The 12,677-nt window shown below is 58.6% G+C and carries 6 protein-coding genes; all 6 read right to left on the bottom strand.

Features of this window, described 5'->3' with window-relative positions; genetic code table 11:
* Positions 1–257: 257 nt before the first annotated feature.
* The 6 genes from C666_RS16795 to C666_RS16820 all read right to left on the bottom strand — a co-directional run bounded on the left by C666_RS16795 (position 258) and on the right by C666_RS16820 (position 12,110).
* Positions 258–1,259: a Wadjet anti-phage system protein JetD domain-containing protein gene (locus C666_RS16795; RefSeq protein WP_004344256.1), complete on the bottom strand. Its 1,002-nt coding sequence runs from the start codon at positions 1,257–1,259 to the stop codon at positions 258–260.
* Complete coding sequence (locus C666_RS16800) at positions 1,256–5,593, bottom strand: coiled-coil domain-containing protein (protein WP_004344258.1); 4,338 nt, start codon at positions 5,591–5,593, stop codon at positions 1,256–1,258. The genes C666_RS16795 and C666_RS16800 overlap by 4 nt, the downstream gene beginning before the upstream one ends.
* Entirely contained in the window at positions 5,594–6,322 is a 729-nt protein-coding gene (locus C666_RS16805) for a hypothetical protein (RefSeq protein WP_004344260.1), read from the bottom strand.
* Positions 6,319–7,677: a hypothetical protein gene (locus C666_RS19380; protein ID WP_154666263.1), complete on the bottom strand. Its 1,359-nt coding sequence runs from the start codon at positions 7,675–7,677 to the stop codon at positions 6,319–6,321. Before C666_RS19380 ends, C666_RS16805 begins: the two co-directional genes overlap by 4 nt.
* A gap of 177 nt (positions 7,678–7,854) precedes the next feature.
* Positions 7,855–9,804: a UvrD-helicase domain-containing protein gene (locus C666_RS16815; RefSeq protein ID WP_004344264.1), complete on the bottom strand. Its 1,950-nt coding sequence runs from the start codon at positions 9,802–9,804 to the stop codon at positions 7,855–7,857.
* A complete protein-coding gene (locus C666_RS16820) occupies positions 9,801–12,110 on the bottom strand; it encodes an AAA family ATPase (RefSeq protein ID WP_004344265.1) in 2,310 nt (769 codons plus the stop codon). The genes C666_RS16815 and C666_RS16820 overlap by 4 nt, the downstream gene beginning before the upstream one ends.
* Positions 12,111–12,677: the final 567 nt, after the last annotated feature.

Raw genomic sequence — 12,677 nt, forward strand, 5'->3', positions numbered from 1 at the left:
AGATCCAGTAATCTCCAAACCCTTGGACTCGCTAACTCAACATTGGCACGGCTGAAGGGGGCAGGTCATCATGAATAACCCTTGTCGAAGATTACAATAACTGGGGCATTGGTGCGGAAGGTTTTTCTGTCATCGACACTTGCCTACATCCAGGCTCGCGATCGCCTGTTCTAGGCTGATTGCGGTCGCGCAGATGAGAAGGGGCGATTGACTCCGCTCGACCTGTTCCAGACATTTACTGGCTGAGGAATCAGTCATTAGGCCAGCAGTTGGTCACCCCGCTCATGCAACAACTCGGTACCTATACCCTCTTGAGGGATCCACTGGCCCTCGATCCACATCGCCTCAACCTCTGACACGAGGGAGGGGAGCCAGCGGCGCAATGTGGGAACGTCGTCGAAAACCCGATGAACCCCGTCTCTTCTGCGGCCATGGGCTAGCGCCAGTTGATAGAGGTCAACGTCCGGACAGATTTCACCCGCCCCAGCGCTCTGAATGCGCAACGGGATGGCAACGCCCTCGGGGTCGAGGTCACCAAAGTAGAGAACGGATGTGCCCTGCACTTCACGCAGGACTTCGTCCAGCGCCCGGCTCGTTGATGAGACCGCATAGCCTGCCCCGTAAATCACCGTTGCATATCTTTTCGCTCTCACGTTCCACTCGCCCAGGCTCCAGTACGTGTGGTGGTTCTCAACGATGACCACCGGTCGTCCAGGTGCATCGGCCTTCCGGTGCGGAAGCGGCGGGGACACCAAAAAGGCTCCGAGGGCGCTCAAAGGAAGCTTTCCTGCGAAGAGCGCATCATTGCGCACGCGCAGGTCAAGGAATTTCTCGTCCCCGAAAATCTCCAACGCCCGTTCCCTGAGGGGAACGAACAAGCGCCGGCCTTTGGGACGCCGCATCCATTCATTGATGGCGAACGCCGCATGCTTTTCCGAATTTGTCAGGAGCGGCCAGAAGCCCAGTTCGGGGAGCCATGGCAATGCGGCCCAATCAATGGCCGGAGTTCTTTGACCGCAAGCGATGAGCGTGACGAACTTTGGCATTCGCGGATGGCCGAGCCTCTCAAAACTGTTGGCTGCGGGCAGAGCAAGATGCCCCTGCTCTGCATACGCGATGAGGGTTTCCAGCATCAACGCGTCCCGCTCAGGGTGCTGAACCTGCTCCGGATGCACACTCAACCATGCCTGGCGTAACTCGGCCAGAGTGACACGCTTCCTTGGATGGGCGCGGAGCTGGTTCAGGAAGGATTCGTTCACGCTGGCAGCTCAGAAGCAGTCAGGTCCTCGAATGTCGCCGAAATCATCTCGATGTGCGACCTCTGGGACCTGGAGTTCATGTGTGATTTGCGCAGGCGAATGACTCTGCGAAAGCCAGCCAGGATGTTGGCGTCCGCATTGGCGGTAAAAAAGATGAGCTGCACGCCGATTTCCTTGGCCAAAAGGCGCTGTGCGTCGATGAGTGCCCGCGTCTGTACCTTCGCAAATGGGTTGTCCAGGATCAGCGGTCCGCCGCCGGCACGTTTGGCAGTGGCTTGGGTGTCGGAGCGAAGCTGGCTGATGAGCAGATACAGGAACATCGCGATGACGCTGCCCTGCCCCTTGGAACCCTTGAGCTCGCTGGCGAGCTGGTACTGGTGGGCTTCGTTCTGCTCCATCTTCAGCACGTCGACACCCAGGTCCGACCGGCCACTGATGGCAACCAGGCTCTGAACTACCAGGTCTGCGCCCTTGGCAGGCACGGTCCCAACTTTGATGAGCCCGTTGAAGTAGGCTCGGATGGCCTCCTTACGGGCCTCCACGGGAATCCCTTTGAAATTTGCCTTCATCTTGATGATGGGCTTGCCGCCAACGTAAGGAGCGGCCATCGGCATCGTCTTGTTGCAAGCCCTTGTCAGCAAGGCGATGCCTTCGAATGTCAGGTTGTAGAGCTCGCCGACCGAGTTCTGTAGGTCCGGCTCCATAGTGTCCAGGGTATCCTTCGCGGCCGCTATCCGATCCAGGATCAGCTCGAGGACACGCAGCCGGTCAGAGCACGCCAGGTCGAAGTTGCTGTCAGAGATATCTCGGGCCAGTTCTGCCTCGACCTCAATCAGGTCCCTCGCCATGGCCGCAGCCACCAGAGCCTGGAAAGCCGTTAGCGCTTTGTCGCGCTGCCTGTCCACTCGTTCCTTGGCCTCGCCATGTCGACGGATCAGTTCCGTCGTGTATTGCTCCGGCTCCACCGGCAAATCCAGCAGGTCAAAGTCGTCATCCATCTTTGGAACGGCGGCGGTCAGAGAAGCAAGCAGCGTACTGAGCTTTGACGCAGCAAGCTGTGCATCCTCTGCCTGCCTTCGCGCAAGCTGAGCTTCGCCTCTCGCCCGATCAGCCATCTCGGTCGCTTTCACCACATCGTCTTCGGTAGCGGAGATCTGTTCAGCCAGCTCAACGTCGTTCAGCGCTTCCATTTGCAGCGTCGGCGGCAAATGCTGCTTTTGACTCTTCCAGAAGATTTTGTGCTCTGTCGTGGCAGACACGTGGTTATTGCCTGCCTCGTTGCTCAACTCTCCTAACCGCTGATTGACGATGTTCTGTTCGCGGACCTCAGTCTCAAAGTCCAAGGTCCGCAGTGGCGCGAGCTCGTCTGGCGAGAGGTCGCCATAGTCCTCCTTGTACGCAGTCTCAGCAGACTGCCGCTCCAATCGGGCGGTCTTCAGGCGATCTGCCAGGACGCCTAGCTTGTCACGCTCCTGAGCTTCCAAGGCGGCGGCCGCGTCATCGTATGTCGCCCTCAGCACTTCGAGAGCGCGTGGCCGAGCCTCCAGTTGTTGCTCTGCTGGGTATTTCCTGTCGATGTAGGCAATACCCGCACGGTTCGTGGAGTGAACTCGGGCATTGTTCTCGTGCCTTACCTTGTCGTTGATGAAGCCAAGCCGGCGCTTATCGACCTCATTGCGCTGCACCGCCAAATCGACGAGGCGCGCCTTTTCGAGCTCGGCCTGTGACGCAAGCTCATCGGACCGCCTCTGTTTTGCGCCGCTAGGTTCCTCGTAGTCATGCTGGAACTCCACCAGCCGCCGCAGGGCAGTCTTGCTTGCCTCGATTCTTCCGGGCAGCGGCTTGCGCTGGCTCTCCGCTTGCACGCGATCTTGCTTGGCCTGCTCCGCCAGCAGTAGAAGCTCCTTCTGCCGCTCTTTCGCCGTACTTTCCTGAACCTTCAGATCGTCGAGGTCGGCATCTGCCTGCTTCAGCCGGGCTGCCCCAAACTCCCTCTGATATCTCAGCAGCGTCTCTCGCCCAGCGTTCCCGTCCGCTCTCCGTTTCAGGTACGCATCGCGCTGCTCTCCTGTCGAGGCGATACGCGCATCCAGATGGCCCAGGGCGACTTTGGCTGCCTCCTTGTTGAACAGCGCCGCGTCTTCAGGTGCGAAGACAATCTTTCCAGCCGCGGCGTGTTGAGGATCCAGAGACGCCTGGGCAACCGTGACTGGCATCCTGAGCTTGACCTTCACGTCATCCAGCTTTTCCTCGAGCTTCGCCCAATCTCCTTGAGCCACGGCAACACCAAGGAATCGCGCGGGATCTGAGAGCACCAACTGCGCAGCTTTCTCGACATCCGAAACCAGGTCGGCCACATAGGTATTCGCGGCTCTGGCGGACCGGATGCCCAAGGCATGGAGTTGCCGAACGGCTGCGTCCACATCGGCGCTGCGCCCCGCCAAGCCAGTCTCCACGATTGAGCCACGGTCCGAACTAAGCTGTGCAAGCCGAACATCGCGCTCGCTGATTTCTCGGTCAGCCTCTGCCAGCAACGCGCCAAGGTCGTCGAGCAGGGTTGTGGAATCGGGATCAGCAAGCTCCGCGTCGGCCGCGGCACGCATGACCTCCATTTGGGCAAGTTCGTCATGCATTGAACGTCCCTTGGACAGGAAGTCCTCCAGCGCCCGTTGATCTGAGGCTGCGGCAGCCGCCTTCACGCCTTGGTCGGCGGCACCGTTCCGATGCTGCTGCTCTTGCTCCTGTAGGCCAAGGATATGCTCTCCAAGTACCTGGTCCTGTGCCTCAAGCTCTTCGATTTGGAGCTGCACACGCTCGATGGCAGTTTCAACTCGCAGATCCGATGGCAACACGAGGCCATTCTGCTCCAGCCGCTGACGCTGCAGCTTGAACGTTTCGAGGAACGCTTCAATCTGCCCTTGCTCATTGGCAATCTTGCCGAGACTGCCGTTGATCTGCTGCTCTTGTTGGCCGATAGCCGTGACCTGCTGCTGAGCCGCCATCTCCTGCGCAGCGGCTTGAGCCATCTTGGACCTGTCGCTGGCCTCCGCAGCGGCTAGCGCGCAGTCCAGTAGTGCCCCTTGTATCTCCGCTTGCTGCCGTACCGACTGGAGACCTTGTTCTTCTGACTCGACGAGCCCTTCAAGCTCCTTCGCTGCTTCGGTCTTGGCTTCCCAATGACCGAGCGCCTTGGCCCCACGGAGCATGCGGGTCCGCTTCTCCCCTGCGGCCAGTTTCTCAACCGCGAGCTCTTCCGCTGCTTTCGCAGCAACGACCTTGCGATGGAGCTGCAAGCCTTTCAACGCCACCACATCGGCCCCATGAAGCTCGGCGTTCTTCTCTGCGGTCTTTGCCACGCCCTCTTGAAGCTCAGCATAGGTGCGCTTCTCAACTGCAGCGGCCTCCTTCTCTTGCCCGCCACGGCACAACGCAGCGGCCAGACTCGCTGCGTGTCTTCTCGTTGAGCCATGCTGCTCTGAGGCAGCCTGGAACTCGGCCGCTGCATCGACAAACGGCACCATGACCGTGTGCAGCTTCGTGAGTTGCTGCAGTTGCTGCTCGTACCGCGGTCGTGCCTTCAACTTGTCGGCGGTCTGAGCCAACCCTGCGCGCACCGTCGCCGACCTCTCGGGGTCGAGCGTCAGCAGCAGGAAGCGCCGTATCAGGTCAGCTTCCGAGTTGAAGGTGAGGAAGCCTTCCTCCATGCCGCCTTCATTGCTGTTGAAGTCGACCTGCATCCGAAGCAGGTCTATATCCAGCCCGCGCACGTTTCCCAGATGCTTGATCCAGTCATCCTGGGTCTTGGTGCGGAAGAAGTCGCCTTTCGATCTTGCTGCGGCCTCCTGAAGCCAGTGCACGAATTCGTGCATGGTCCGAACAGGGGTCGGGCCAAGGCCGGGAGCGGGGAAATCCTCCACCGACAGTCCGGGCGCTACCTCGTAGGCAAAAAACCATCGCTCGACGTCGTTGTTTCGCTCGACACTGTCTTTGATGGTCACAGCTTGCCCAATCAGCAAACTGTAATCAGGCGAGCCGGCAGCCCGGCCCGGCATCCGCCACTCAATCAAGATGAACGAAGGGCGGCCGTCACGCGCAAAGTAGTCATGGAAGTGATGGTTTCTCGTCTGCAAGTGCTGGAGCCACCGATCCAGCTTCGGCTCAAAGCAGCTGAAGATGTACGAGAGTAACGAGGTTTTACCGCCCGCGTTCTCCAGGTTGAAAACCGTGTCCGTAGGGCTGTCTGTATCTGGGTCATCCAGCCCAAACAAATGGCTGTCGTACCAAGCCGTTGGACTACCGAAATGACTGACGTAGATTCTTGAGATGCGCTGCATTCAGAGAGCCCCCGTAGCGTTCGCCGCATCGCGAGTCACGTGAAAAAGTCGAGGCAGCGTGAGCTCACGCAAATGGACACGCAGCCTGTGCGTCGCGGTGAAGAGTGACAGCGCTTCGTCCTCGCCTTCGCGAACCATCCGCAGCAAGCCGTACTCGACCATTCTGTTAACGGCGATCCGCACGAAGCCATCCACGGAGGATGCAGATGCCCGTTCCGCCTTCGGGTTCACAGCCGGCAAGCGCTTCAAGTACTGCCAACCAGGCATCAGATCTTCCGCGACGTCTGTCGTTTCATCCGAGCCTTGAGCGTCCGAGAGGCGATTGACGGTGCCCAGAAGCGTGTCGCGAAAGCGTGCAAGCGTCGCAGGCAGCGGCGCCTTGGCGTCATCATCCAGCCGGTCGGTGGTTGGGAAAAAGACGGCGGCGATGGCCAGATGCGCCATTGCCAGGGCCACCTTCTGCTCCGCATTGAACTGTCCACGCAAGTCAACCATCCGGAGAGAAAACCGGCTCTCTTTTGACGACGGTGCCACGATCAGGCCCCGCTCACTCACGTCCAAAATGTGAAGCTCCAGACCAATCGCCGCCTCCTGGACCGCCAGGGAGAACGTCGGGTCGCCGCGGAATTTGTGCAGCAGGTCTCGGTACTCTGAATCTGTCGACGGAGAGCCCGTCAGGTTCATCGCCTTGTAGAGAAGTCTGGTGGCCTCGCGATGGATGCTGCTCATCTGGTCTCCACGGGATCGAAACGAAGGTTATCGCCTGCTGCCACGTCAGCCACGAACTCGCCATCCGCGTGTGCTCGCATGCTCTTGAACAGATTCTCGCTATCCGGGTAGCTACGATAGAGCACGTAGACGATGCATTGGCGCTCCAGCAAGGTAAGCCCTTCGTCCTCGGCATGCGCAAGCAGTTCATCCAGCTTCCAGCTGCCGCCGATGGCGAACTTCGCTGACACCCAGCCCTGAACGAACTGCGCCATGTCCTCTGGAAACGGATCGAGGTACTTCTTGAACGGCATCAGCTCTCCGCCCTCAGATTCGTCTTCGCCAGGTTCGTCGTATTCACGGCGAAAAAATAGCAGCGCCAGCAGATTCGAGAGGTCAGGCGCCTTCGGCACCACGGCTGGATAGAAGCTGAGAAGCAGTGCATCAACGCTCCCCGCCAAGGCGGTCTGAGCCGTCGCCAACGCTTCAGGCAGCAGCCGAGTCTCCAAGTCGGGGAAAGAGGACGGACGGCGCGAACGGAATGCACCCGCCTGCGCATCCATGAACTTGTCACCGGCCCCGGTCACGTCGACCTGAAGGTGGGCGCGCACCCCGCTTGCACTTTTGAGAACGTCGTGCAACCGCACGAGTTGCTCTCGCGCTTGACTGTCAGTCACCTGAATCAGTTGCTCGCGGACCGATTCCTCCATGCGCCTGTCCTCTTCTTGACGTGCGTGGATGTGCACACGCGCTTCGTTCAGCCGTGGCGCGATATCGCGCGCCCAGGCAACCGAGCCGGGCGCCCGCCAAGCCTGATGAATGAAGTCTCGAATCTGCTGACGGTGCTCGATAGAGAGCATCCGAGCCCGCCTTGCGAACTCGTAGGCCTGATCGAATCGACCACGTTCTATCAGCAGCTGCAGCATGCGCTCGACAAGGATCTGATGGTCCTCGACCTTCAGATCGAGCATGCCCATGAGGACGAGGTATCCCTCTGCCGTCGGGCGGTATCGGTACTCGTCTTCGAGGTCGGGCTCGTAGGTCGTCAGCCGAAAGCTCACCTTCCGGGTTTCGCCAGAAGGGGCATGGAAGTATTCGTACGAATGCTCCAGGTAGTTGTTAGACGCGTTGTCCAGCGCGTCCACAACGATCTCAGCAATACGCAGGGATTGCCCCGCCGTCGCGGCAGGCTTCATCCGAGACACGATTGCGGCCAAGTGCTGGACCACCTCCTCCTGGGTGTATCCAACGGCGACTGCCGTGCCCTCCATCATGTGGGTCAAGGCGGCGAGGCTGAGATAGTGCGTGTCTACACCATCGAAGAGGCTCCGCCCGTCGGCAGTCGAATCCGAGAACTTGTTCTTGGTGAGTTCCAACTGTAAGAGTGGCCTCATCAACAGCAAGTTTCGCTGCTGAGGCGTCAGATCTAGCAGAACATCCAATGGGGCCGACGAGCTCATAACGACTTACGGGAACGGCTTACCGGTCCGACGCACAGCCTAGGCGCTGGCGAGCATTGCTCATGGTCAAACAATGGCATTTTTACTAGCCGCCTACGGAATCGACCCAACTTCGCCGTCAGCAAACCAGCCGCTGCCCTTGACTCGCGCTAGTGCCGCTGCGGGGTCGGACGACCAGAGCACAAGAGCCAGCGACTCCTGGGCGCGGCTGCAGGTGACGTAAAGGAGGCGCAACGTACGGTCGATAGTCGTTTCCTTGCCTTTCTCTACATTCTCTCTATCCGCTTTGCTGAGTTCCGTGCCACCAAAAATCTTGTCGTAGGAAATCTGGTTGCCGGCAGCCGATTTGTCGTCCATCACAACCATGACATGGAGGAATTCAGAGCCCTTGACAACCTGATGGGTGGCCAGCACTGAATTCCCAGCGAGGTAGGTGCGGTACTTTTGCAGCTGATTCCAAGGGGAAGCGAACAGCGCGCACCAGCCACGGCGCATCCGGTCCTGTTTGGACTCCTCGTCGCCTCTACCGGGCGCCGGAGGTGGGGGCGACTTGTCCGCGTATGCCGCCGAGAGACGATGGTCAACCTCAAACAGCTTTGCCCTCAAGACTGGTTCAAGCACCTCTTCCACTGTTGAAATCGGATTTGCACAAGCGGCGGCCAAAACTCCAATGGCTTGAAGCATTTCGTCGACGCGGCTTGCTCGCGCCGCCGTGTCCTCGGGCATGTCATCGAGGCGGCCGTGGCGCCGGAAAACTTCTGTGGCCTTGAACTCATCCAGAGCACCATCGGCACCAACGCACGCCTCTAGTTGGGCAAGTTCGTTCAATAAAATCTGTACTGCAGCCGGCCCCTTGTTTTCGCCGCTCCCAGTAGGTGCGGCAGCATTCGGGTCAAGCAGAACCATGGCACTATATGCATCGAGAAACGAGCCACGCGTCGCGACGAGCTTATGTTCCAAAGCAAGCAACTGGTAATCGCCGTGACTCCAGGCGGTTGCCCCGCTCGCCTCCCGCATCTGGTCTGCGCACCAACGTTCGCCGAGAACCTTATCTTCTGGAGAAAGCGATGCGTCACCGACGTAGAGCCGAACCAACCCACCTGTGTTCTCGGCTCTTGGATGCTGTTCCACACCATTCGCAGGTTGGGTCCGACCCTCGAGTTCTGCTTCCCAGATTCTGTTAATGAGAGCAACGATCCGGCGCTGGCTGCGATGGTTCATTTGCAGTTCCGGCGTCGCCCAGTTCGGTGGTACCAAACTTGGAAGGTCCGAATGCCCGTCGGTATAGATGCGTTGCCGATGGTCGCCGAGCAGTCCGAGAGTCAGGCCGCTCCCCCTTGGCTCCGCAAGGTCCATCAAGGCATCCAACATACTCTTCATCGTGTCCTGTGACTCATCGATGAGCACGATGGGGTGCCGGTCTTTGAGGATAGTCTGAAGCGTAGGGCTGTTCTTGAGGAGCCAGGCCGTTACGTCGAGGACGTGCTTGTGGGCAAGCGCACCAGGGCCATACGTCTCGCGGTCCGGATGGTAGATGAACACACCCGTCCCTCTGAACGCCTCTATGTCCTCCTTGATTTGATCCAGATCCCGCTGCTTTGCCGCCGTGATTCCCTTCGGCTTTGCTAGCGCTTCCGCCGTTTCCTTTTCAAGTTGAGCTTCCTTGACGGCTATGAGCGCTGCGCGAATGTCATCGTTGAATCCGCTGATGAGTTCCCAGCAGAATGCGTGGATGGTAGAGACCTCCACCAAGTCGTTATCCCCGAGGCGCCCATTGATGACCGCGACCGCGTTCTTCGTGTACGTGACCACACGTATCGAGCGCCCGTACATCCGCAGGCGTCGGGCAAGCCCCCTGCCCTTCTCGTGCTCCACGACGCCTGTCATTCGACGTAGCACCTCTACGAGAGTACGCGTCTTTCCGGAGCCTGCGCCGGCGAATAGGAAATAGCAGCGCGGAGGATCCTCAGTGAGATAGCCACAGATTTCTTCGACAACCCCAGCATCACGGTCGTTATCGGCAAAGATAGGGACCGCGCTCATACCATCGACTCCTGGTTTGGCTCAAGCTGCGCCTGCAGCCAGGCCAGGGCGTCCGCGATGTACTTTGGGCATACAACGGGCTCATCCGACGAGACCATTTCGAAAATGCTCGCGGCGAAGTCCCCTTTATCGAACGAACTGTGCATGAGTGTGTGAAGCGCACCCAGCAATTCTGGAACACTTCCGGCCTCAGCAACCCTTTTTGCGACAGAGCCAAGTGCCCCTGTTGGTGCTTCAATCTCCACGCCATCCTCATCGACCTTCTCATCCATCAGGCCCTTGAACCAGGGCACATTCGTGAGAACGAGTGAGTCTTCAAACGTGCTTGGCCAGTTGCCGTCAGCTTCGGCGACAGGCAACTGCCAAGCGAATCGCACAAGGCAATCTGCGGTCTCGTTCCATACCAACTGAGCGTCAGTTGGGTTCTTGAAATCATCGAGTTGCTGCAGCTTCGGATGCCAGCCGCGAAGAGTGGGGTTGCCGCAGTGAAGTCCAGCTTGCCCCGTGTTCGCAACCGCGACGAGTTTCTTGGTCGGCTCACCATTCTTCTTGGACTTGCCTTCCTTTTCTTCGGAGGGGTCGATGTCGGTAATGATGACCGTAGGAATCCGGAGCTTCTCGACAAGTGGTTTGAGTCGGTGGGCATGGCTCCCTCCGATATCCAGAAATGACACGTAGCGGCTGTTCAGTGTCTTGAAGTCGCGCTCAATGAAGAGCGGTACCAGCATTCGCTCTGCAACGCCCTCAACGAAAATGGCTGCATTGGCAAACAGCAGGTCTGTGTGCTGAACGCGGAAGTAGCGTTCCGCGAACTGGCGGGTCTTTTTGTCATCACCAAAAACCTGTCCAAGATTGACCACTTCAGTCGTCGGCATGGGGTTCGCCGCGCTCTTCGCGATGCGGCGAACGTATCGAAGCCGATCAAAGCTCTCCGCATGAGCAAGATGGCTCGAATGGGTACTGATGAGTAGCTGGCTTTTGAGGGCTGACGCGTCTTTCTCAGTCGGGCTAATGAGCTTGTGTGCCTTGTCGGGGAAGATGCGCTGCACCTGAACATGAAGGTGCGCCTCAGGCTCCTCAATCATCACAAGGTGAACGGGTGCAGGAGAACCTTTTTCAGGCTTGAGCCGGGCTGCTTTAAAGGAAACCAGTTGGTAGCTGAGGGACTGGAGATTCTGGTAGCCGAGCCCGATGGAATATTCAGGCAGGAGATCTTCGAGTGACTCCTTTTGCATACTGTACTGGACAGCAGTCCCATGGTCGAGCAAGTCAGCCGTCTGGATGCGCGTGCGGAATCGAATCTCTTGGGGGTCATGCAGACCCGGATAGCCGAGTTCCTTCACTTCCTCAACAGAATCGGCGATGGCTTCGTGAATCTTCTTGTCCAAGTCTCTCTGTGCCTCAGCCACGGCCTTGATAAGGTCTGCACGGTGGCCGTGCCCGGTGCTGGCAACGTTCAAGTGCTGTCGGGCAAACTTGAGAAGCTGGTTTGAAAACATGCCGACCCGATGCGGTCCCGAGGCAGACCGTAAATCTGCCTCTTCGCTTCCGAGCCCACGCTGGGCCGCAACAAAATCAACGCGTATCAATCTCGACAGGTGCTTACGCTCAATTGGGCTGGCATCCGCAGCGAGCGGCTGAGTAACGTAGGTCGCGAAATCCGTTACCGGGTTGTTATCTGCATCTAGCTTGTATGCGCGAACTTGGCCGAGCTTCGATGGCTCACGCAACCAGAAATCAAGAAGGTCGATGGGCCACGCTAGCGAGTCAGCCCCCATATCCTTTACCGGTGAGCGCGCAGTGTGATACGTCCAGGCCAGTTGCTTCAGTTCATCAACGCTGGCGGCTGGCTCCAGTCGTAAGCGAACACCGACGGCGCCTCCTTTCCAACTGAACCTGGAAAGGAAGGGTACGACATAGTGGTACATGCCAGCCTCTGCATCGAACCAGAGATCTAACGTCGGCATGGCCGCAAGAAGTGTCTGGAGTTGCTCTTTCCATGAATCTTCGGACCCGGCCACCGTTGTTGGGTCTTCCGTCAGCGCTTCCCAAGATTTGCCAAGAGCTCGGAGTTTTGGCCACTGCGAGAGACTGATGTCGAAAGCGCCGAAGGGGGCTCCATCCGCAAGGAAGTGGCGAAGAGCAACAAGAACCGAGGTTTTCCCGCTGTTATTTGCGCCGACAAGGATGGTGGTCTTTCTATCGATGTCTAGTTGGACCTTGCCGAGCCGGCGAAACTGGCAGAGTTCCAGAAATCGAAGCTTAATGCCTCCGGATTCCGGGGTAGCGGGGGCTGCGTCTGGCATTGATGCGTCTCTCAACCGAACTGTAGGAGGGTGCCACTACACAAAGTCCATGGGGCCATGACATAAGTCTATACGTTACTGATGGTAACAGTCCATCAAGTCTGAGCCGAAACAGTCAGCGCTATGGAACGGAGCCGACAGTCCGCTCGTTTCAGCTTCCCACTGTCGGCTTTTCGCAGCCATGCGGGCGGTCGTGCTACGCATGCAGAATGGCCGCACCCGCTGTTGAGACGTCGATCTCGATTGCCATGCGTTTCAGGCTTCGCTCAATCTGCCAGCAGAGGAAATTCCAAGCCCCTCGCGCAGTCGGGGGGCGGAACGGGAGGCGGCGGCAAGAGTGCACATGGAAACCAACGGCTTGAATCGAAGGTTGGGCGGAGCGAAACACATTCGAACGCGCGACCCCCAGCATTATGGAACGCCCTGAGACGACATGACGCTAAAAGAAAACAGGCTGCGATGATCGCAGCCCCAGACTGCTGACGAACCCCCATTTTTCGGGGGTTTTGTTTTTTCAGAGGTTGTTGCTGGTCTGCGAGAGGCTTTCGGCCGTAAATGGGCCCGATG

It is taken from the genome of Thauera linaloolentis 47Lol = DSM 12138 (assembly GCF_000310205.1).
Taxonomy (GTDB): domain Bacteria; phylum Pseudomonadota; class Gammaproteobacteria; order Burkholderiales; family Rhodocyclaceae; genus Thauera; species Thauera linaloolentis.

What these genes read in the sequence shown, in the direction of transcription:
- C666_RS16800 (WP_004344258.1), bottom strand. Translation starts at nt 5,593, where the DNA reads ATGCAGCGCATCTCAAGAATCTACGTCAGTCATTTCGGTAGTCCAACG.
- C666_RS16805 (WP_004344260.1), bottom strand. Translation starts at nt 6,322, where the DNA reads ATGAGCAGCATCCATCGCGAGGCCACCAGACTTCTCTACAAGGCGATG.
- C666_RS16815 (WP_004344264.1), bottom strand. Translation starts at nt 9,804, where the DNA reads ATGAGCGCGGTCCCTATCTTTGCCGATAACGACCGTGATGCTGGGGTT.
- C666_RS16820 (WP_004344265.1), bottom strand. Translation starts at nt 12,110, where the DNA reads ATGCCAGACGCAGCCCCCGCTACCCCGGAATCCGGAGGCATTAAGCTT.